The organism is Aulosira sp. FACHB-615 (assembly GCF_014698045.1).
Taxonomy (GTDB): Bacteria; Cyanobacteriota; Cyanobacteriia; order Cyanobacteriales; family Nostocaceae; genus Nostoc_B.
Genome location: NZ_JACJSE010000003.1, coordinates 1 through 20,769, shown reverse-complemented (window position 1 = coordinate 20,769; position 20,769 = coordinate 1). Strand labels below are relative to the sequence as shown.

General features: G+C 43.4%; 20 protein-coding genes, 1 tRNA gene and 1 pseudogene. 9 read left to right on the top strand and 13 right to left on the bottom strand.

Annotated elements, in window-relative coordinates; translation table 11 throughout:
* Window positions 1-96: 96 nt before the first annotated feature.
* Window positions 97-2,802 (bottom strand): cyanophycin synthetase, encoded by a 2,706-nt coding sequence (cphA, locus tag H6G77_RS04920; protein ID WP_190591665.1) that lies wholly within the window; start codon window positions 2,800-2,802, stop codon window positions 97-99.
* A 172-nt stretch (window positions 2,803-2,974) separates the two neighbouring features.
* The gene (locus H6G77_RS04915) at window positions 2,975-3,838 is read right to left on the bottom strand and encodes a cyanophycinase (protein WP_190591683.1); all 864 of its coding nucleotides are present in this window, start codon (window positions 3,836-3,838) and stop codon (window positions 2,975-2,977) included.
* 641 nt (window positions 3,839-4,479) lie between these two features.
* Here H6G77_RS04915 and trmD point away from each other — a divergent pair.
* From trmD to H6G77_RS04890, 5 genes are all read left to right on the top strand, one after another.
* Window positions 4,480-5,235 carry a tRNA (guanosine(37)-N1)-methyltransferase TrmD gene (gene trmD / locus H6G77_RS04910; RefSeq protein WP_190591666.1) on the top strand — a complete coding sequence of 252 codons (756 nt, stop codon included), beginning with the start codon at window positions 4,480-4,482 and terminating at the stop codon, window positions 5,233-5,235.
* A gap of 24 nt (window positions 5,236-5,259) precedes the next feature.
* Entirely contained in the window at window positions 5,260-5,745 is a 486-nt protein-coding gene (ispF, locus tag H6G77_RS04905; RefSeq protein ID WP_190675930.1) for a 2-C-methyl-D-erythritol 2,4-cyclodiphosphate synthase, read from the top strand.
* 86 nt (window positions 5,746-5,831) lie between these two features.
* Complete coding sequence (locus H6G77_RS04900) at window positions 5,832-7,616, top strand: ABC transporter substrate-binding protein (RefSeq protein WP_190870984.1); 1,785 nt, start codon at window positions 5,832-5,834, stop codon at window positions 7,614-7,616.
* Between the two features lie 63 nt (window positions 7,617-7,679).
* Window positions 7,680-8,468 (top strand): nickel pincer cofactor biosynthesis protein LarB, encoded by a 789-nt coding sequence (gene larB / locus H6G77_RS04895; protein WP_190675926.1) that lies wholly within the window; start codon window positions 7,680-7,682, stop codon window positions 8,466-8,468.
* Window positions 8,469-8,570: 102 nt separating this feature from the next.
* On the top strand, window positions 8,571-9,161 hold the full coding sequence (locus H6G77_RS04890) for a chromophore lyase CpcT/CpeT (protein WP_190870983.1): 591 nt from the start codon (window positions 8,571-8,573) through the stop codon (window positions 9,159-9,161).
* Between the two features lie 73 nt (window positions 9,162-9,234).
* On the opposite strand, the gene cpdA is transcribed toward H6G77_RS04890, so the two are convergent.
* Both cpdA and H6G77_RS04880 read right to left on the bottom strand, forming a co-directional pair.
* Window positions 9,235-10,032 carry a 3',5'-cyclic-AMP phosphodiesterase gene (gene cpdA, locus H6G77_RS04885; protein WP_190675968.1) on the bottom strand — a complete coding sequence of 266 codons (798 nt, stop codon included), beginning with the start codon at window positions 10,030-10,032 and terminating at the stop codon, window positions 9,235-9,237.
* Window positions 10,033-10,494: 462 nt separating this feature from the next.
* A complete protein-coding gene (locus H6G77_RS04880; RefSeq protein ID WP_190870982.1) occupies window positions 10,495-11,115 on the bottom strand; it encodes a hypothetical protein in 621 nt (206 codons plus the stop codon).
* Between the two features lie 8 nt (window positions 11,116-11,123).
* On the opposite strand from H6G77_RS04880, the gene H6G77_RS04875 reads away from it, so the two are divergent.
* Window positions 11,124-11,330: a hypothetical protein gene (locus H6G77_RS04875; protein ID WP_190675920.1), complete on the top strand. Its 207-nt coding sequence runs from the start codon at window positions 11,124-11,126 to the stop codon at window positions 11,328-11,330.
* Between the two features lie 213 nt (window positions 11,331-11,543).
* Here the strand turns inward: H6G77_RS04875 and pyrF are convergent, their stop codons facing one another.
* Genes pyrF through tyrS form a run of 3 tightly spaced genes read right to left on the bottom strand, consistent with a single transcriptional unit; the run spans window position 11,544 to window position 13,672 of the window.
* Window positions 11,544-12,251: an orotidine-5'-phosphate decarboxylase gene (pyrF, locus tag H6G77_RS04870; protein WP_190675918.1), complete on the bottom strand. Its 708-nt coding sequence runs from the start codon at window positions 12,249-12,251 to the stop codon at window positions 11,544-11,546.
* Entirely contained in the window at window positions 12,244-12,435 is a 192-nt protein-coding gene (locus tag H6G77_RS04865; protein WP_242049148.1) for a hypothetical protein, read from the bottom strand. The genes pyrF and H6G77_RS04865 overlap by 8 nt, the downstream gene beginning before the upstream one ends.
* Before the next feature lie 40 nt (window positions 12,436-12,475).
* Window positions 12,476-13,672 carry a tyrosine--tRNA ligase gene (tyrS, locus tag H6G77_RS04860; RefSeq protein ID WP_190591685.1) on the bottom strand — a complete coding sequence of 399 codons (1,197 nt, stop codon included), beginning with the start codon at window positions 13,670-13,672 and terminating at the stop codon, window positions 12,476-12,478.
* A gap of 174 nt (window positions 13,673-13,846) precedes the next feature.
* On the opposite strand from tyrS, the gene H6G77_RS04855 reads away from it, so the two are divergent.
* On the top strand, window positions 13,847-15,769 hold the full coding sequence (locus H6G77_RS04855; protein WP_190591673.1) for a transglycosylase domain-containing protein: 1,923 nt from the start codon (window positions 13,847-13,849) through the stop codon (window positions 15,767-15,769).
* Window positions 15,770-15,928: 159 nt separating this feature from the next.
* On the opposite strand, the gene H6G77_RS04850 is transcribed toward H6G77_RS04855, so the two are convergent.
* On the bottom strand, window positions 15,929-16,252 hold the full coding sequence (locus H6G77_RS04850; protein WP_190870981.1) for a DUF1825 family protein: 324 nt from the start codon (window positions 16,250-16,252) through the stop codon (window positions 15,929-15,931).
* A gap of 189 nt (window positions 16,253-16,441) precedes the next feature.
* On the opposite strand from H6G77_RS04850, the gene H6G77_RS04845 reads away from it, so the two are divergent.
* Window positions 16,442-16,924: a DUF937 domain-containing protein gene (locus H6G77_RS04845; RefSeq protein WP_190591674.1), complete on the top strand. Its 483-nt coding sequence runs from the start codon at window positions 16,442-16,444 to the stop codon at window positions 16,922-16,924.
* Window positions 16,925-16,981: 57 nt separating this feature from the next.
* Here H6G77_RS04845 and H6G77_RS04840 read toward each other — a convergent pair whose 3' ends face one another.
* The 5 genes from H6G77_RS04840 to H6G77_RS04820 form a co-directional block, all read right to left on the bottom strand.
* The gene (locus H6G77_RS04840; RefSeq protein WP_190870980.1) at window positions 16,982-18,187 is read right to left on the bottom strand and encodes an aminotransferase class V-fold PLP-dependent enzyme; all 1,206 of its coding nucleotides are present in this window, start codon (window positions 18,185-18,187) and stop codon (window positions 16,982-16,984) included.
* Between the two features lie 24 nt (window positions 18,188-18,211).
* A tRNA-Asn gene (locus H6G77_RS04835) sits at window positions 18,212-18,283 on the bottom strand.
* Window positions 18,284-18,429: 146 nt separating this feature from the next.
* Complete coding sequence (locus tag H6G77_RS04830) at window positions 18,430-18,981, bottom strand: NYN domain-containing protein (protein ID WP_190591676.1); 552 nt, start codon at window positions 18,979-18,981, stop codon at window positions 18,430-18,432.
* A gap of 320 nt (window positions 18,982-19,301) precedes the next feature.
* The gene (locus H6G77_RS04825; RefSeq protein WP_190591677.1) at window positions 19,302-19,979 is read right to left on the bottom strand and encodes an ABC transporter ATP-binding protein; all 678 of its coding nucleotides are present in this window, start codon (window positions 19,977-19,979) and stop codon (window positions 19,302-19,304) included.
* 9 nt (window positions 19,980-19,988) lie between these two features.
* Window positions 19,989-20,261, bottom strand: a complete 273-nt coding sequence (locus tag H6G77_RS04820; protein ID WP_190591678.1) for a hypothetical protein — start codon at window positions 20,259-20,261, stop codon at window positions 19,989-19,991.
* 395 nt (window positions 20,262-20,656) lie between these two features.
* Between H6G77_RS04820 and H6G77_RS04815 the strand changes: the two are divergent.
* Window positions 20,657-20,769: pseudogene (locus tag H6G77_RS04815) on the top strand (photosystem II D2 protein (photosystem q(a) protein)); the annotation flags it as partial.

Below are 20,769 nucleotides of genomic sequence, written 5' to 3'. Positions count from 1 at the left end.
CTAAATTGTATTTACAGCAGGGTACAGGTGAGTGAGGGACAAATTTTCAGAAAAAAGCGTATATTAAAGAACTTTTAACCTGATACCTGTTCCCTGCTATAAAAGTGTGTTGATCACCGAGGAAGGTGACACCCCATTTTGACTTTCTGTAGCGTTTGTGGGAGTGTTTTGTAGAGGCACTTCTTCTTTAACTAGACCACGCACTTTAATTAACTTGATGGCGCGGCTGACGCTCTCTGGCAAAATTACCACCAGGCCGTTTTCTGGAGCCATATCCAAACCTTTGTTAATAGCTTGGGTTTCGTCCATAACAACTTCGCAACGGGCATCGGGTTTAACTTGTGTAATTCCCTTCATAATCAGTTGCGAAGCTGATCCCCGTGGTCTACCGCGTGTGTCATCATCTTCTTTAACGATGATGTAGTCGAAAATATCGGCGGCTAGTTTACCTAAAGTCACAAAGTCTTCGTCGCGGCGATCGCCAGGGCCACCAACTACGCCAATTCGCTGTCCTGTGTTCCAATTACGCACAAATGCACCAACCGCTTCGTAACTGGCTGGGTTGTGAGCATAATCTACTAAGGCGTGGAATGTTCCTAAATTAAATAGGTTCATTCTGCCAGGGGTTTGACTCACGGATGCACGGAATGTCCTTAAGCCAGCGCGAATTTGTTCAATGGTGACGTTCTGTACAAAGGCTGCCAAACTCGCGGCTAAGGCGTTGGCAATCATAAATGGTGCGCGTCCACCCATTGTCAACGGAATTTGTTCAGCCCTTTCGATGCGGTGTGTCCAATCGCCCTTGACAATTGAGAGATAGCCGTTTTCGTAAACTGCGGCGACTCCTCCCTGTTGAATGTGCTTGCGGACTAATTCTGAGTCGGGGTTCATGGTGAAGTAGGCAATGTTCGCCTTGGTTTTTTCGGACATTGCCGCCACACGGCGATCGTCAGCATTCAGTACGGCATAGCCATCAGGGTATATGGCTTCGGCGACTACACTCTTGAGGTTGGCTAATTGATCGATGGTATCAATATCACCTATACCTAAGTGATCGGCAGCAACATTCAGCACGATACCAACATTTGCAGCTTCAAACCCTAACCCGGAACGTAAGATGCCACCACGGGCGCTTTCTAATACAGCTACTTCTACAGTTGGGTCTTGCAGAATCAAGTGGGCGCTTTGGGGGCCTGTGTTGTCTCCGGCTTCGACCAAGTAATCCCCGATATAAGTTCCATCTGTAGTTGTGTAACCTACTACCTTACCCGTTTGTTTATAAATATGTGCCAGCAGTCGGGTAGTGGTAGTTTTACCATTTGTACCTGTGATGCTGAGGAGGGGAATCCGGCTGGATTGTTCGTTGGGGAACAGCATATCCATCACTGCGCCAGCAACATTGCGGGGAATCCCTGAACTGGGGGCAACGTGCATCCGAAAACCGGGAGCCGCGTTGACTTCCACAATGACTCCATCAACTTCGCGCAAAGGGCGGCTAATATCTGTGGTGACGATATCTAAGCCAGCGATATCTAAACCGATTGTCTTCACAACCCTTTGAGCAATCCAAATGTTTTCTGGGTGGATTTCGTCAGTCCGGTCTACAGCAATCCCACCTGTACTGAGGTTAGCAGTTGCCCGCAGGTAACAAATTGTACCTTTGGGTAATATGCTGTTGAGGGTATAACCTTGGCGTTCTAGCAGTTGGTAGCTAGTGCGGTCAAGTTCAATCTTGGTGAGAACTTTGTCGTGTCCATCGCCACGATTGGGGTCTTTGTTGGTTTCTTCAATTAATTCAGCGATCGTATATCTACCATCACCAACGACATGAGCAGGTACACGTTCTGCTACGGCCACTACTTTGCCATCTACCACAAGTACCCGATGGTCGCGCCCAACGTAATACCGCTCAACAATGATTGACCGGGAAACTTGTCTAGCTGCTTCGTAGGCTGCTTCTGCTTCTTCCCAGTTTCTAATATCAATGGTGATGCCGCGTCCATGATTGCCGTCGAGTGGCTTAATCACGATGGGATAGCCACCAACATATTCAATCGCTTCTTCCAAATCATCCAAAAAGTTAATCACAGTACCTCTAGGTACTGGGACACCAGCTGCTGCTAAGATGCGCTTTGTCGCTTCCTTATCACAAGCTAGTTCTACTCCCAGGATGCCGGTTTTATCTGTCATTGTGGCTTGCATTCGCTTTTGGTTCACGCCATAACCTAGCTGAATCAAAAAGCGTGCGCTTAGCTGCATCCAGGGAATGCCTCTTTTTTCTGCTTCTTTAACAATTGCTTCTGTAGAGGGGCCTAAAGAAGCGTCACGCCAAAAGTCTTTCAGGTCTTGGATATCTTGTTCTAATTCCGCCTTGGGATAGCGGCCGCGATCAACAATGCTTTGACACAGCCTGACTGCGGCTCTGCCTGCATAGCGTCCCGCTTCTTCGTTCAGGTATTCGATGACTACCTGATAAACGCCAGGAGTAGAAGTTTCACGGGTGCGACCAAAGCCGACGTGCATTCCGGCTAGTTCTTGGAGTTCTAAAGCTACGTGTTCCACAATGTGGCCCATCATAGTACCTTCTCGTACCCGCATTAGAAAACCACCATGACAGCCAGGCGAACAATAATGACCCTCCAGACTTGGCAGCGCCTCAACTAATCCTTCATAAAATCCAGGGATTTCATTTGAGGGCGTCTCGGCAAGGTTCTCTAAATCGAGGCGCATGACGATCAGTTTGTGGCGTCGAATGCTCCAGTAGTTTGGGCCGCGTAAGGTCTGGATCTTGAGGATTCTCATGGGAATAGGTAGATGGAGATTCGGAACCAAAATTCTAGTTTCTTACTGGATTTGATCGCTAAACTGTTCATAGTAAACAGTTTTTTCTGTTTACATGGTATTCTGTGGATTTTTTCTACTGCCATAAATAAACAGATGATCAACTCACTGTAACCTCGGATACTCTATCCCGTCAGCTGGAGATCCGGTGTACCGCCGGCAATACAGTCCTTTGGTACAGGTGAAAGCGATCGCCATAGCTGAGGATATGCAGACGTAAGTTATGCAACGTCAATGGTTCATTTGCACCAACGTGAGGTTCATTGGTGTGGGTAAGTTCAGTGGGGTCAACAATGGTCACACTGCCTTTGCCCATAACTTGTAACCAACCATCGCGTTCAAATACAGCACAGGTATCTTCATCGATACCAATTCCCAGTCGGTCTGGATGAGAGGCGATCGCACTTAGCAGACGACCTATACGATTACGGTTGTGGAAGTGTTGGTCAACAATCACTTCGGGGATAAATCCCAAACCCGTCGCCATATCGACTAAAGAGCGATTGGGTGTTTCACCACTACCACCACCAGCAATCATGTGATGCCCCATTACGGCTGCACCAGCACTAGTACCTGCTAAGGTTAACTGTCCCCCTCTCACCCTCTGACGGATAATTTCCATCGCTGGTGTATCTGCCAACACGCCACAAAGGCGCAATTGGTCTCCTCCTGTCAGAAATACCCCGCTACACGCCTCTAGAGATGCCTTTACCTGGGAGGATTCACATTGTTCCCGCTCACGAATATCTAAAATTTCAACTTTTTCAGCACCCATCTCCTCAAAAATGCGAATATACCGACCACCGATAATAGCGGGTTCGCGGGAGGCTGATGGAACAATTGTAATATAAGCCTTATTAGCACCGGCACGGCCGAAAAAAGTTCTTAGGATTTCGCGCCCATGAACTTTATCTTCAGCGCCTCCGATGACCATAACAGCGGTTTTAGTTGCTTGGGGTGTCCTCATTTCCAGCGATTTAGCTTTTAATTGCTGCATTTTGTCTCTCCTGTCAACAACTTCAGGAACCATTGCGTTGGACGGGGTTCCCGGCTGATAGCAAATGGCGTGAACCATTAATTGGGACGGGTTTCCCGGCTTGTAGCGAATGGCGTGTGAATTTAACAAGGTTCAGTATCCATTTTGCTTTCTTAAGAGGACACTTTTTGGAAGTTGCAAGGGGCAATTTCTGCCAACTTGGCTTCTTGCTTGAGGCACATAAAGTTGTAATTTTTTATGTGTCTCTTGCCTTTCTTCAAAGCCAGCGCCTTGTTGTTTCCCTGTCCACAGTTCCAGACTGGCAGAATATTGTTTAGGAGCTAGGGTTCCGGGGAGAATTGGGGAACTCAGTTTCCTTTCTGGGATTGGGTGTGAGCAGGTCTGAACACGCTGTTTTGCGGTCTGGCTCGATAAATCCTGGAAGTTGTTAACTTTGGTCAGATTATTAATTTAAATGTAGTTGTGACAATATTTAAACATAAATTAAGTAATTAGAAAAACTTTGGTTGCCACTAAAAATCAATAGTTCTAGTACTTTTAGATACTATTGATTAAGCTTATCTGTAGTTGTAACCTACATTTGCTTGTTGTGTTTACTAGACATTCAACTTTAAGATTAGTGTTCTTGAATACGAATTACTGTGCGCTTTGATATAGTTACACTTTTTCCTGATTGTTTTACCTCAGTTCTCAGTTCTGGGCTGTTGGGTAAAGCTTTAGCCAAACAAATTGCCCAAGTTAATTTAGTCAATCCCAGAGACTTTACCAATGACAAACACCGCAAGGTAGATGATGAACCCTACGGGGGTGGGGTGGGAATGTTAATGAAGCCAGAACCAATTTTTGGTGCGGTGGAGTCCCTACCCTGTTTACCTCGCCGAGAAATAATTTTGATGAGTCCCCAAGGTCAAACCATCGACCAACCTCTGTTGCGGGAGTTGGCGACGAATTATGACCAGTTGATTGTCATCTGTGGTCATTATGAAGGGGTAGATGAGCGAGTACAGAATTTAGTGACGCGGGAAGTGTCTTTAGGAGATTTTATTCTCACAGGGGGCGAAATTCCGGCAATGGCGCTAATTAATGGGGTGGTGCGCTTATTACCGGGAACTGTGGGTAAGGTAGAGTCGCTGAAATCTGAAAGTTTTGAAGAAGGATTGCTAGATTATCCCCAGTATACTCGTCCGGCGAATTTTCGCGGCTGGAAAGTGCCAGATGTCTTACTTTCTGGGAATCATGCGGCGATCGCTCGTTGGCGTTATGAACAACAAATTAAACGCACTGGCGATCGTCGTCCCGATTTACTGGAAAAATGGCAAGAGGAGAAGCAGCAGGGGAGCAGCACCTCGGCTCCGCTCGGCGACCGGGAGCAGGGAGCAGGGGAGAATAATTGTTGACGATTGACCAAGGACAAATGACAAATGACAAATATCAGAATTGGTAACGGCTACGATATTCACAGATTGGTGAGCGATCGCGCTTTAATTTTAGGTGGCATTCAAATTCCCCACGAACTCGGTTTACTCGGACATAGTGACGCGGATGTGTTAACACACGCCATTATGGATGCTATGTTAGGGGCTTTATCCTTGGGTGATATTGGCCATTACTTTCCCCCCACTGATCCCCAATGGGCAGGGGCAGATAGTTTGATACTTTTAACTCAAGTACATCAGCTCATTAAAGACCAAGGTTGGCAGATAGGTAACATTGACTCAGTAGTGGTTGCTGAACGCCCAAAATTAAAACCGCATATCGAGACAATGCGGAGTAAACTTGCCACTGTTTTAGAACTGCAACCCAATCAAATTGGCATCAAAGCTACCACCAATGAAAAACTCGGCCCAGTAGGACGAGAAGAAGGTATTTGTGCTTATGCTGTAGTCTTACTCATCGCTACTGATTAACTTAATCTACTATCTGACTATGGCGATTCTAGAAGTAAACCAGATATTATTCAGTGCAACAGTAAATCTTCTTGCATCTCAAAACTATGCAAATCTTTAATCATAACTTGTCTAGCATTAAACGTTCTTGGATACTGATAATTTTATCTGCATTTACAGCAATAACCCTTGCAGCTTGTAACCCTAGTAACTTTAAAAGTTCGGCGGCACAGATACCACAAGTAGTAAGTAGTATTCTGAGTGATCCCAAAACATTTAATTTTCCTTTGAGTCAAGAATTTCCCAATATTTTTGGCTTGACTTATGAAGGCTTGGTTGATCAAAATCCTATTACGGGAAAAGTTGAGCCGAAATTAGCAGAATCTTGGCAAATTTCTGAAGATAAATTGAAGTTTATTTTTACTCTGCGTCAAGATTTAAAATGGTCGGATGGTCAACCACTTACAGTGGATGATGTTGTATTCACATATAACAATATTTATTTTAATGAGGCAATTCCCACAGATGTGAGAGATTCTTTTAGGATTGGCGTGAGTCGCAAGTTGCCTACTGTCAGTAAAATAGATGAACGGCGGATAGAATTTGCTTTACCAGAACCATTTAGACCGTTTTTATTAAATACAGGCACTCCCATATTACCTGCCCACGCTTTGCAAAAGTATGTCCAGGAAAAAGATAGTGAAGGAAAACCGATATTTTTGTCTAAGTGGGGTGTAGATACTCCACCAGAAGAAATTATTGTTAATGGCCCTTTCAAGTTAGAGCGATATGATACTAGCCAGCGTGTTGTATTTCGGCGCAATCCTTATTATTGGCGTAAAGATGCTGAAGGAAAATCCCAGCCTTATATTGAACGTTTAGTTTGGCAAATTGTCGAAAATACAGACACAGCTTTGTTGCAGTTTCGCTCTGGCGGCTTAGATACCATAGGTATTTCACCTGATTACTTTTCTTTGTTAAAAGTGCAAGAAAAACAAGGAAATTTCACGGTTTATGGTAATGAACCTGGAACTGGTACTAACTTTGTTCTGTTTAATTTAAATAAAGGTAAAAGAAATGGCAAGCCACTGGTAGACCCCATCAAATCACGTTGGTTTAATACAGTGGAATTTCGGCAGGCGGTTGCTTATGCGATTGACCGCCAAACAATGATTAATAATACTTTTCGTGGATTGGGAAAACCACAAAACTCCCCAGTGACAGTCCAGAGTCCTTATTATCTTTCGCCGGAAGAAGGTTTAAAAACTTACAATTATAATCCCGAACAATCAAAGCAATTATTGATCAAAGCTGGATTTAAATATAATGAACAAGGTCAATTATTAGATGCTGAGGGTAATCGGGTTCGCTTCACTTTGCTGACAAATTCTGGGAATAAAATCCGGGAAGCCATTGGGGCGCAGATTAAACGAGATTTGGCTAAAATCGGGATGCAGGTTGATTTTACCCCGATCGCCTGGAATACTTATACAGATAAACTCTCTAATACCCTCGACTGGGAAGCTTCTTTACTCGGTTTAACAGGCGGTTTAGAGCCAAATGATGGGTCTAATGTTTGGTCTCCTGAAGGTGGGTTGCACATGTTTAACCAAAAACCCCAGCCAGGACAAAAACCCATTGAAGGCTGGGAGGCTTCCCCTTGGGAAATCGAAATTGGCAAACTTTACATCCAAGCAGCCCAAGAATTTGATGAGGCAAAAGTTAAACAAATTTATGCCAAAACTCAACAAATTACTCAGGAAAATTTGCCTTTTATTTATTTAGTCAACCCCTTAGCGATGACAGCAGTACGCAATCGCTTTGAAGGGATTAATTATTCTGCCTTGAGTGGTGCATTCTGGAACATTTACGAAATCAAAATTACAAAATAGTTAAAGCAGAAAATGAGCGTCGTGACTATGTACTATGGACTATGGACAAATGACCAATGACAAATGACAAATGATCAGAATTTGCGATCGCTCCTAGAAGAAGTCGCAAATGGTAAAGTTACCCCAGATATAGCCTTCAATTCTCTGAAAAACTTAGCCTATGAACCTGTAGGTGAGTTTGCCAAAATCGATAACCATCGCGCCCTCAGAACCGGTTTCCCGGAAGTGATTTGGGGGCCTGGTAAAACTCCTGAACAAATTATTCGCATTATTGAAGTGATGCGCCAACGTAACCCAGTGGTGATGGCGACTCGCATTGAACCATCGGTTTATGCAATGCTGCAATCAAAAGTCCGGGGTTTGCAATATTTCGAGTTAGCCAGAATTTGCGCCATTACTCCCGAAATTATTGAACCTCAGTTTCCGGGGGAAATTGGTATTCTTTCGGCTGGAACTGCGGACTTACCTGTGGCGGAAGAAGCAGCCATCACAGCAGAACTGTCTGGGTTTCGCGTCCAGCGTCTTTGGGATGTGGGAGTTGCAGGTATTCACCGCTTGCTGAGTAACCGTCATTTGATTGAGTCGGCATCAGTATTAATTGTTGTTGCGGGGATGGAAGGGGCTTTACCTAGTGTGGTAGCAGGTTTAGCCAATTGTCCTGTGATTGCTGTACCTACTAGTATTGGCTATGGTGCCAGTTTTGGCGGTTTAGCACCTTTGCTGACGATGCTAAACTCTTGTGCTGCTGGTGTTGGTGTAGTGAATATTGATAATGGTTTTGGCGCAGCAGTATTAGCGGGGCAAATTTTGCGAACGGCGGCGAAGTTGAGGCAAAAAGAGGAGTCCCTATAAAATAGGAATTTCTCTTTACAAAATTTCAGACTTCAGACTTCACACTTCATACTTCATTAAAATACTCAAAGAGATTTTTAAGCAACCAAAGATAATCTATAAATGACAAGCTCTACAGATATTGCAACCTTAGCGAAATGGATGGCGGCTGATTTTAGCAACCAAGCCCAGGCTTTTGAAAATCCGCCATTTTATGCACATATCCGCGTGTGTATGCGTCCCTTACCATTGGACTTGTTATCAGGGGTCAGTTTTTTTGTAGAACAAGCTTATGACTATCTGTTGAATGACCCTTATCGCTTGCGGGTGTTAAAGTTGTTGAACGTAGGCGATCGCATCCACATCGAAAACTACACTGTTAAACAAGAAGAAAAATTTTACGGTGCATCCCGTGACTTAGAACGCCTCAAAAGCCTCACAGCCGATGACTTAGAAAAATTACTAGGCTGTAACATGATAGTCGAATGGACAGGTAACAGCTTCAAAGGTTATGTAGAACCAGGAAAAGGCTGTATTGTGTTCCGTAAAGGTCAAAAAACTTACCTAGACAGTGAATTTGAAATTGACGACGAAAAATTCATCAGCCTAGACAGAGGACGCGACTTAGAAACTGATGAACATATCTGGGGTTCCGTCGCTGGGCCATTTTACTTCGTGCGGTGGGCGAGTTTTGCCGATGAAGTTAAGTGTTGAGTGCTGAGTGGGAAGTTAGGGGGACAAGGTAGATAGGGGAGACAAGGGAGACAAGATATTACTTTTAACTTGTCTAATATCCTGTTGCGGCTAACTCCAGTGGGTGAAAATAGGGAACTCTTTCTATTGATGTTTCCCAGACACCACTGGGGTATAGTTTCAGCAGCCGAAATCCTGGTGATTTTTCGTCAATGGCAAAAGTGGGACTATGAGAACGAAATTGAATACAAGTTGAGGGAGTTCCCAAATACCCGACGTTGCGGCGTTGGTGTTGGAATTGTTGATGAATATGACCGAATAAAACTAATTTAACTTGTGGGTAACGGTCAATCACTGCAAAAAATTCTTCAGGATTTTGCAGGCTACTGCTATCTAACCATAAAGAATTCATCAAAAAAGGCGGATGATGTAACGCTATTAATGTGGGTTTATCGCCTAGTTTGATTAATTCCGACTCTAACCAACTCAGAGTATCCGCAGAAAGATGACCATGTACATAGCCCGGTACAGCCGAGTTTAGTAAGATAAAATTCCAATGACCACGCTGAAAAGACTTGCGCCGCGAAATCATTTTCAGGTTAAGAATTTCATTCATTGCGATCGCACAGTCATGGTTTCCTGGTAGCCAGTAAGTAGGTATTTGTAGTTGATTGACTAAACTTTGCAGATGTTCATAAGACTCGGAAGTTCCATCCCCAGATAAATCTCCCGTCAACAGTAGTAAATCAATTTCTGATTTTAACTCCTGCAATCGCCCCAAAACTACCTTAAAAGACTCAATGGTAGGCATTCCCAGCAGTTGATGATTTTCTGAGGCAAACAGATGTATATCCGTTACCTGAGCAATTGATAGGGGAGGTAGATAATTTATCTTCACTGCTCACACTCTACTTGTATCTGTACCCTGATTTTCATTATCGGTAGAACACGCAACTTACCTTCAAGTAGCAAAACTAGCTTGATATTAGGTGCGTGCCTAATAATTATTTTGGCAACTAACCTTGTAAATTCAAAGCTTCTGCTCAAAATGAGTTAACAGTCTTTAAGTAATTGTTATACTCAAGTCTGTACATAAAAATACAATTTTAAACAAAAAATTTTTGCATCTACCCTAAGATAGAAAAAGTAACAAGACTTACGCACAGAGATTGGGTGGAGAAACGGAACCCAACATTCACGCATACTTTGTTGGGTTACGCGATCGCTACACCCAACCTTGTATATTGAGGGAAGTAGTAGGCTGTCGCGTTCTTTTTTCAAATTGATATTAACTATCGATGTTTCGCGCAAAGGCGCAAAGGCGCGAAACAAAAAACATCCCTCTCATCAGCCCTTAGTTTCTTCCTGTCTCTCGCAGACTTCCCGCCCGACAATCTCGTAACCAAGCTTTTATCCCTTGGGCGACTGTACCATTACTACTATCACGCGGTGGTGTTGGTGGTTGTTGATTCCTAGAAGCACCAGTTTGTGTCAACATCGTTACCAAATACCAGCCACTTTGATTTTTAGTCAAAAATAACCAATGAAATTCTTGTAATTCAATAGCTTTATTTTCTATATACTGTCGTTCTAAGGTGGTAAAAAATACCTGCTCAACTTTTGAGTTAGCACTTTTCTGCTCATTGAGATCATCACTAGCAGGATTTAGTGGTAAAGGTTGAAATTCTGGTCTACCCGCTAACAGCATATAGCTGAACAAATCATTACTTCTTGTTCGCCGACGAGCGCGTTGACTGGCACGATTACTATAACTAGGTAAATCGCGCAACAGTTGAGTAGTTAATGTTTCGAGATTTTTTTCTTTGCAAACAGAGTTTACATTTATCTCTGCGGCTTGAGAAAATGCAGAGTTATCAAAAATATGGGCAATTATTATACATAACGTAGAAGCGATGAGGGGGAGTAGGAAATAGGGGTGTAGGGGTGTAGGGGTGTAGGGAAAAAACTTTTTCATACTTTTGTGTGAGTAAACCTTATACCATTTTGGATTTTAGATTTTGCGAAAAGTTGCGTGGGCGGGTTCCCCGACTTGAGCAAACTTTTCAAGACAGATTTTGGATTGAGACAGGCTTTACTGGTAAGCTTTTGGGCAATTCATTTGTCGCAATCATTCTTCAATTTGGTATTAAATTTCAAGATGCGCGTTATATCAACGCCAAACACACCTAAAAAGATAGTGCGTTACGGCTAATTCTCACTGTCTTAAGTTCCAAAATTCTTGCATAGCCGTAACACACCCTACTGGCGTGGCAAGGCTAAAGTAGTGCATTAGATTTGGATAAAAACGCAGATAAACGCTGATGAACACAGATAAAATCTATTTTTTAATGCAACATTTAAGGCTTGCCACGCCACTACTTACTAGTCCCTAGCCTCCAGCCTCTAATTCAATTCCTCAGAAATTCGCTTCCAGGCTAACTCAGGATCAGGCGCAGCAGTGATGGGACGACCAATTACTAAATAGTTTGCACCAGCTTGCAGGGCTTGGGAAGGGGTGAGCGATCGCTTTTGATCTCCTTTATCAGCCCAACTTGGACGCACACCCGGACAAACGAATAAAAACTCATCCCCACAGGTTTGGCGCAATTGCGCCACTTCCTGGGGTGAACATACCGCCCCATCTAACCCTGACTCTTGCGCCATTAATGCCATTTCTAGGGCAAATTCGGGCAACTCTAGGGGAATTTTTAAATCAAACGCTAATTGTCGCGCCGAAATACTCGTCAACAACGTAATAGCAATTAATTTGGGCGGTTGCACACCTGCTTGGGTTGCGCCTGTTTGGGCTGCTTCGGTAGCGGCTTTGAGTGCATCCTTACCTGCGGTTGCATGAATTGTCAACAAATCTACCCCATACCGCGCCGCACTGCGACAAGCTCCAGCCACCGTATTAGGAATATCATGAAACTTTAAATCTAGAAAGATGCGCTTTTGCCGAGATTTTAAAATTTCTAAAATGCTCGGCCCAGTGCTGGTAAACAACTCTAACCCAACCTTCCAGAAACTAACTGATTCTAGCTTGTCAATTAGAGCGATCGCACCCTCCAAATCCGGCACATCCAAAGCCACTATGATTTTGTCATTAGTCATTGGTCATTTGTCCTTGGTTATTTCCCCCCACTCCCCACACTTCCCACACTTCCCACACTTCCCACACTCCCCACACTCCCCACACTTCCCACACTTCCCACACTTCCCACACTTCCCCCACTCCCCACACTTCCCACACTTCCCACACTTCCCACACTTCCCACACTTCCCACACTCCCCACACTTCCCCCTACTCCCAACTCCCCATTCCCTACTCCCTCAATTTACGGAACTAAACGCACAAACTTGTTCTTCCCCACTTGCAATACTCGTCCGTGTAATTCACTAGGTTCTGTAAAAGTGGTATCAACATCGGTAATGCGATCGCCATCCAAGCGTACACCACCTTCTTGAATTTTCCGCCGTCCTTCGCCTGTACTTTTACACAAGCCACAAGCACCAAGTATAAAAGCCAACTTTGCCGGAAACTGAGGTACACCAGCAAGGGAAAATTCTGGAACAGCACCTTCCTTACCGCCACTTTTTGCTGCTTCTTTCGCTTCATTTGCAGCTTGTTCGCCGTGATATTGTTTAACTACTTCCCAAGCTAAAAGCATCTGGCGATCGCGCGGGTTTTCTGGCAATTTATCTAAAGGTAAATCTGTCAGCAGTTCAAAATACTGTGCCAGCAAATTATCAGGAACCCCTTGTAACTTCTGATATTTTTGTCCTGGGTGTTCCGACAACCCAACATAATTGCCCAGAGACTTCGACATTTTCTGTACGCCATCTGTACCAATTAAAATTGGTAACAGCACCCCAAATTGTGGCTTCTGTCCAAAATAACGTTGTAAATCTCGTCCTACAGCAATGTTAAACTTTTGGTCAGTTCCCCCAAGTTCTACATCAGCCTCAACAGCAACAGAATCATAGCCTTGCATCAACGGATAAAGGAACTCATGCAAGAAAATCGGATTCTCTTTTTTATAACGTTCAGCAAACCCTTCCTTGGCTAACATCTGTCCCACGGTCATCGTAGACAGTAACTCCAAAATCTTTCCTAAATTAAGCTGGGAAAGCCATTCGGAGTTATAACGCACCTCTAACCGTCCTGGTGTGTCAAAATCCAAAATAGGACGCACTTGGTCTAAGTAAGTCTGGGCATTTTGCGCCACATCAGCCTCTGTTAGCTGGCGACGCACCTCAGATTTCCCAGTCGGATCACCAATGCGAGCCGTAAAATCACCAATAATCAGGACTGCCGTATGACCAGCATCTTGAAACGCTCGCAGTTTTCTCACTGGTATGCTATGACCAAAGTGAATATCAGCACCCGTAGGGTCGATTCCCAATTTCACCCTCAAAGGTCTGTTACTATTTGCTAGACGCTGTTCTAAACTTTCAATTTCGCTATTAATATCAGTCGGTTGGGGGAATACTTCTACTATTCCACGATGCAGCCAAGAAAAATCTTGCGCCATAATAGGAGATTCGCTATTAACTACACTTTTTATCTGAGAAGTTAGGTTGGTTACATTCACTGGCAACTTGTCCGTTTTTTCATCTGCCAAACTAATATAATTGCAAAAAATTAACCACCTTGCTGCATTTCGATGAATTACAGTTAAATTTACAAGTGAGGAAGTGATATCACCGTGTCGTCTAGGACTCTTGAAAATAAGCAGCCACAACGTCGGCCTTCACCGGGTTTTGAGTTCTTGAAAGGCGTTGGTCAGATAACTGGCGGTACTTTGTTATCTATCACCATGCTGACAAGCTCTATTGTAGCTGGAGGGCTGGTAGGTTTAGCGATTAGTTTCCGCAATTTGCCCGATGTCAGACAACTGCGTAACTTTTTGCCTTCAGAAACAACTTATATTTATGACATTAAAGGTAAACTCCTGGCCAGCGTCCACGGGGAGGCTAACCGCGAAGTTGTACCATTAGATAGAATTTCACCTAATTTAAAACGAGCTGTACTCGCCAGTGAAGATGGACATTTTTACTATCATCACGGGATTAATCCTACAGGTATTGGGCGTGCCATTGTAGTTAACGCCGTTGCAGGTGGTGTTAAAGAAGGTGGTTCTACCATCACCATGCAGTTGGTGAAAAACTTGTTTTTGTCGCAAAAACGCGCCATTACTCGAAAATTAGCCGAGGCTGTCTTAGCAATTCGTTTAGAACAAATTCTTACCAAAGACCAAATTTTAGAAATGTACCTCAATCAAGTGTATTGGGGTCACAATAATTACGGTGTCCAAACAGCCGCCCGCAGTTACTTTGATAAGTCCGCCGAAACCTTAACCTTGGCAGAGTCGGCTATGATGGCGGGTTTAATTCAAGCCCCAGAAGAATTTAGCCCCTTTGCTAGTATGAAGCTGGCAAAACAAAAGCAAAAAGAAGTATTAGGGCGGATGCTGGATTTGAAGTGGATCACCCAGCAAGAATATGATGATGCGTTAAAGCAAGAAATTAAACTTGGTAGAATCAGGTCTTTCCAAGGTAGCGCCTTACCCTATGTTTCTAATACTGTATCTCAGGAATTAGCGAAAAAGTTTGGGCGTGACGCATTACTCAAAGGCGGGATGCGCGTCCAAACTACAGTTGATGCTAAATTCCAAATGATGGCAGAAGACACTGTGAAAAAATGGCATCAAACTCTTTTAAGCCAAGGGTTGTATAAAAACCAAATTGCTTTGGTAGCCATTGATCCGCGTACCCATTTTATTAAAGCATTGGTGGGTGGTGTAGATCCCAAGGTGAGTGAGTTTAACCGCGCCACTCAAGCACTACGTCAACCAGGTTCTTCTTTTAAACCGTTTGTTTACTATGCTGCTTTTGCCACTGGTAAGTTTGGGCCAGACTCAACTGTCATTGATGCGCCAGTGAGTTACCGTGATGGTAATGGTTGGTATTATCCCAGGAACTATGATGGAACCTTTGGCGGGGCGATGTCGATTCGCAAGGCTTTATCAGTATCTCGGAATATCCCGGTGATTAAGCTGGGTAAGACTGTGGGGATGTCAAAAGTTATAGAAGTTTGCCGGACTTTGGGAATTATGAGTCCAATGGAACCTGTAACTTCATTGCCTTTAGGTGCAATTGGTGTGACACCTTTGGAAATGACCAGTGCTTATGCGACTTTTGCTAACTACGGTTGGCAATCTCCACCAACAATTATCGCGCGGATTACTGATAGTAGTGGCAATGTATTGCTAGATAATACGCCTAAGCCTCAGCTAGTGCTTGACCCTTGGGCTTCAGCAGCAATTATCGATACTATGCGTTCAGTAATTACCGAAGGTACGGGGAAAAACGCCGCCATCGATCGCCCTGCGGCTGGCAAAACAGGGACAACATCTTCCGAAAAAGATATTTGGTTTGTTGGTACTGTACCCCAGCTAACTACTGCTGTTTGGGTAGGGAGAGACGATAACAGACAATTAGCTCATGGTGCTACTGGTGGTGTCATGGTAGCTCCCATCTGGAAAGATTTTATGACTAAAGCCCTCAAAGGCGTACCAGTAGAAAATTTCAAACCGCCTTCCCAGTTCCCTCGTCCAAAAGGAAACTAAATCGCTACGCGGAAGTCAAAAATCAAAAGTCAAAAAGCTTATATTAAAAGCTTTTTACTTGAAATGGTATCTTGATTTCCGCCCTGTTGTACTAGCTTGAGAGTTTGGATTTTGGATGACTTAATCAATCCAAAATCTAAAATCTCAAATCCAAAATCTTTAGGGTTGTTTTTCCAGTTCGGCTTTCATCCGTTCTAAAGTGAAGTTCATTTGATCAAACATCTGTTGCGGAGTGATGCCAAACTGACCAAGCTGAGTTTTTAATTGTTCTACTGTCATTTGTGCCATGAAATCCTCTGATAGCTCAAATCGCTTCATAAAGATGCGATAGCGATCCATCATGGCTTCCATTTGTTCAATAAACAGTTTTTTACCTTCGCGGTCAAACTTGCCATAACTATTACCAAGTTTAATGAGGGCTTGGTAATCTTCAAAAAGCTCTTTTGCTTCTTGCTGCAATATCTCAGAATCAAAGAATCCCATGTTGCTTATCTTTAACTGAGTACTGACACTCAGCAGCTTATAGTGATGCTTATATTTTTATTCTAGTCTAGGGGATGATTAGAGAAAAGAAACTTCGGTTAAAGTACGGTTTTTCACAGAGATTCCAACACTTGACTTTAGCGACTTTCTGTTAATGTGATGGTGTCATTAATCAGAGAGAAAAAACTTATGGGACTGTTTGACCAAATCCTCAGTGCGGTAGGTAATACCAATCAACTGGGGGGGATTATCAATACTGTACAACAACTGAGCGATCGCACTGGTGCCGATGCCTCGACAATCCAATCAGTTTTGGGAATTGTGGGTAATTATGTCCGCTCTTCTTTACAAGAAAAGCAAGCTACCAATGGCGAAGGTGAAGTCCAAGCTTTGGTAAACCAATATGCCGGTACTTCTCCTAATCCCCAAGCTGTAGATTCGCTGTTTTCTGGAGAAATGCAGCAACAAGTGGCTGAGGCGGTTGCTCAACGCACTGGTTTAGATGCTGGGACTATTCAACAATTACTACCTTCAATAGTGCCAGTAGTGCTGAATTTTCTCCAATCGAGTGGTAGTAATTCTGTGTTAAATGCTTTTTTAGACGCAGATAGAGATGGCGATGTTGATATTACTGACGCGATTCGCTTGGCTAGTCAGTACCTCGGTAGATAATCAAGTTAATTTGCAAATTTAATTTACTAATTTAGTTTTGCTTGTCAATATCCAAAACTAATTTTGTTTCAGACAATACTTTAGAGCTGTTGCCAAATACTCATACTGCTCTAAAGTATTGTAAATCTGTGCAGAAATCCTGATCAGCATTCCTGGTGATTCAGTCCAAGGAACCACTTGTACTTGAATACCAAATTGATCCAACAATTGATCATGTAGCCAAATATGATTTTGATTTGCCAAACTCACAGGCATTGGTACAACAGCCATTGAACCAATCATTTCTGCTGGACAAGGTGGTTGTACTTGTAGGGTTGTACAAAGTAACTGTCTAGCTTGGATAACTAGCTGATGATTGCGCTGCATTAATTCTACCCAACCACCGGGTAACAGTGAACCCATCAAAGCGATCGCTTCTGGTACGCACATATAAGCTGTGGGATCATCTGTACCTGTCCAGTCAAATTCCAACTGAAAGCGGCTTTTATCAGTGCGTGGTGAGTTAGCACCGTGGCTAATTGTCAGGGGATGAATTTCTGCTTGTTTATCCCGCCGCACATACAAAAATGCGGCTCCTTTGGGTGCAGAAAGCCATTTATGACAGTTCCCCGTATAGTAAGTTGCCCCAATTTCTGCCATATTTAAGGCAATCATTCCTGGTGCATGAGCGCCATCAATTAATGTCTCAACACCACGCGCCTGTAATTCCTTGACTAGCTGCGCTATGGGGAAAATTAACCCTGTCTGGCTAGTTATATGGTCTAGTAATGCTAAACGAGTTTTAGGTGAAACTTGCTCTAATACGGCGGCAATTATTTGTTGTGGCGACTCCACAGGTAAAGGAATCTGCGCTACAACTACCCGCGCTCCCGTGCGACTCGTAATAAAGTTTAAAGCATTGCGACAAGCGTTGTATTCGTGGTTAGTCGTCAGAATCTCGTCATCGGGGGCAAAATGTAAAGAACGCAACACTGAATTTACGCCAGTTGTCGCATTTGGGACAAATACTAAATCTTGGATATCAGCATGAATAAAAGCTGCCAACTTGCTGCGAGCATTGTCTAATAAAGGTTCCCACTTTCTGCCAAAAAAATTTACTGGGTCTTGTTCCAACTGCGATCGCAAACTCTGCTGCACTGCTAACACCGCTTTTGGACAAGCACCATAAGAACCATGATTAAGAAACACTACGCTAGGGTCTAGTGTCCAAAGTCCTTGGTAAGATGAAGATTGAAGTTTGAAACCTAACTCTTCACACTTCATACTTTACCCTTCATACTTTTAAAACTCCCCAGACTGGATTCGAACCAGTGACCAATCGATTAACAGTCGATCGCTCTACCGCTGAGCTACTGAGGAACGCTGTCGCTCACAATTTCTAATAGTAGCGTAATCACTAAGAAATGGCAAGTACTTTTGCTAATTTTTTTCTCAAGTCTCATTTTGTCCAATATTGTCACTAAAAACCCTGCCTGAAGGAAGATTAGAGACTTATGGATGTTGCGTTACTGTAATCCCATACGCAATGCAGCCAACTTCTGTCGCGCTTTATCATCAATGGCACTAGCCAAAAACCTACTGTTAGATTTTTTGCGAGTTTGATATTTTTGGCGAACTCGGCAAACTGTGGTTTCGACAGCACTACAAAGCTGTTGTGCTGATAACCATTCCGCCCCGTATCCTTGTACTACTAATTGTTGCGCTCTGTCTGAGGTAGCCACAATCATCCGCGAAATTCGAGATGCAGTTATCTGCGATCGCAAGGAAGCACAAATTTTTTCGATGTAAGTATCTGCCGTTTGCCCAAAATCAGTGTAGTAAACAGAAACTAACTCTGTAATCACTTCTTTATTGCTAGAAGCGTTATGATATTGAGCATCGAAAACTATTTGAGTTTCGTAACCTTGAAAAGCACTGTAACCGATCATGGCTTCGACCAGTTCCCAACGTGCTGCTTCTAAACCAGCACTATCACGGGTTTTTTTCAGACAAGGCCAAGCGCCAATTATGTTGTAACCGTCCACCAACAGAACGGCTGGGACTGAGGAACGGGGCATGGTTTTTAATCACAATTTTCTAGAGTTAACACAATCCATTCATAACTTTTATAGTAATTGAAGCATTCGCTGTAACACTATGTTACAAAGCACTAAATAATGCAAAGAGATTGCAAAATTTATCTCAAAAAAGTTCTCAATTTCAGAAGTCAGTTACCAAAAAAGAGAATTACTTAAATCAATTCAGAGGTAAAAAACCCTGTATTTGCAAGCATTTTGTCTGCTGATTGGTTGCTATACTAATTGCCTACAAATGTAAACGCGCCTTTAATGAGGCGCGTTAGAGATGTTAAAAATTATTGATGAATTAATTTGAGCATTTAAGGTGATTCATCATTCACTTTCATCAATCGTTGTTTGAGGCGTTGGGGTTCACCCCAATCAACTAAAGAACCTTTATCGAGTAAAAAAGCCCCATCACAGTAATTCAACTCATCCAGGCGGTGAGTTACCCACAAGGCTGTAATACCGCGACTTTTGACTAGGCGGTGGACACCAGCCACTAAATCTAATTGGCTATCAGGGTCAAGTAAAGCTGTGGGTTCATCTAATAATAAGATTTCACAGTGACGAGCGATCGCACCAGCAATCGCCACACGTTGTTTTTGTCCCCCACTCAAAGCATATATCGGGCGTAATTGCAGTTGCAGCAAATTTACCGCCCCTAAAGCTTCTTCAACCCTTGCTCTCACCATAGCAGGCGGCAATTTTTCTTCCACCAGTCCAAAAGCCACATCTGCACCCACAGTTGGCATAACTAATTGATGATCAGGATTTTGGAACACAAAACCGACAGGAGGTAAAACACCAATTTCACCAGACTGGGGCTGTAACAGCCCCGCCAAGAGTCGGAGTAGAGTTGATTTGCCACTGCCATTAGTACCCAAAAGCATCCAAAATTCACCTTTGGGAACCGCTAGAGAACAAGACTTGATAGCCGCCTCACCACTAGGCCAATTGAAATTTAAGTTTTTGACTTGAATGCCCACTTCCGTCATTGCTACACCTTACTCGCCTGCTAAGGCAAAAAAGCCAGGTGGTCTGCCACTGCTAGTGCTAACACCATCTTTCTGAATAATCTGTACCCCAGAAATTTCACTAGCACGAACAGCGATTTTTTTCTCTGTCTTACCTTCACACTTGAGTTCCACAATATCAGGATTGCCAGAACGCATCGCTGCCAAAATGAGTTGGTAGACAGCCTCAGCGTCTTCTGTTGACTTCCGTTGAACTGATATGGGGAAGGCGGTGTTTCTTACACTTATGTCAATGGTAAACATTTAGGATTAATCAAACATATCTGTGGACTCATTTTAGCGTCCAAGAATGAGGGAGTGGGGAATAGGGAGTGGGGAGTGGGGAAAAATGTTTTTTTCATTCATACTCGGCGGCGCACTGCCTATCGTCGGTATTAAATGAGAGTTGTTTAGAAAGTCAAAAATCTCCCCAAACCCTAATCACAACTTCCTAATCACCACTGACTCTTCCCCAAAAGATTAAATTTGACTCAGAATACCCTGGAAAAATTAACGATTTTCACCTAGAATTATTAGAGTCAGTAAAAAATTGTAAACTGGATTGACAAACCAGTTAAAAATCTGCATTGAAGAGGCTGCTACAAAAGAGCCTGCAAGCAGAACTGTACTTATAAGAAAATATTTGGAGTTTCACTCTCATGACCATCGCAGTTGGACGCGCCCCAAGTAGAAGAGGGTGGTTTGACGTACTAGACGACTGGTTAAAGCGCGATCGCTTCGTGTTTGTAGGTTGGTCAGGAATATTACTATT

Coding starts and splice junctions, on each gene's coding strand:
- cphA (WP_190591665.1), bottom strand. CDS start 2,802: ATGAGAATCCTCAAGATCCAGACCTTACGCGGCCCAAACTACTGGAGC.
- H6G77_RS04915 (WP_190591683.1), bottom strand. CDS start 3,838: ATGCAGCAATTAAAAGCTAAATCGCTGGAAATGAGGACACCCCAAGCA.
- ispF (WP_190675930.1), top strand. CDS start 5,260: ATGACAAATATCAGAATTGGTAACGGCTACGATATTCACAGATTGGTG.
- H6G77_RS04900 (WP_190870984.1), top strand. CDS start 5,832: ATGCAAATCTTTAATCATAACTTGTCTAGCATTAAACGTTCTTGGATA.
- larB (WP_190675926.1), top strand. CDS start 7,680: ATGACAAATGATCAGAATTTGCGATCGCTCCTAGAAGAAGTCGCAAAT.
- H6G77_RS04890 (WP_190870983.1), top strand. CDS start 8,571: ATGACAAGCTCTACAGATATTGCAACCTTAGCGAAATGGATGGCGGCT.
- H6G77_RS04880 (WP_190870982.1), bottom strand. CDS start 11,115: ATGAAAAAGTTTTTTCCCTACACCCCTACACCCCTACACCCCTATTTC.
- pyrF (WP_190675918.1), bottom strand. CDS start 12,251: ATGACTAATGACAAAATCATAGTGGCTTTGGATGTGCCGGATTTGGAG.
- tyrS (WP_190591685.1), bottom strand. CDS start 13,672: ATGGCGCAAGATTTTTCTTGGCTGCATCGTGGAATAGTAGAAGTATTC.
- H6G77_RS04850 (WP_190870981.1), bottom strand. CDS start 16,252: ATGGGATTCTTTGATTCTGAGATATTGCAGCAAGAAGCAAAAGAGCTT.
- H6G77_RS04845 (WP_190591674.1), top strand. CDS start 16,442: ATGGGACTGTTTGACCAAATCCTCAGTGCGGTAGGTAATACCAATCAA.
- H6G77_RS04840 (WP_190870980.1), bottom strand. CDS start 18,187: ATGAAGTGTGAAGAGTTAGGTTTCAAACTTCAATCTTCATCTTACCAA.
- H6G77_RS04830 (WP_190591676.1), bottom strand. CDS start 18,981: ATGCCCCGTTCCTCAGTCCCAGCCGTTCTGTTGGTGGACGGTTACAAC.
- H6G77_RS04825 (WP_190591677.1), bottom strand. CDS start 19,979: ATGACGGAAGTGGGCATTCAAGTCAAAAACTTAAATTTCAATTGGCCT.
- H6G77_RS04820 (WP_190591678.1), bottom strand. CDS start 20,261: ATGTTTACCATTGACATAAGTGTAAGAAACACCGCCTTCCCCATATCA.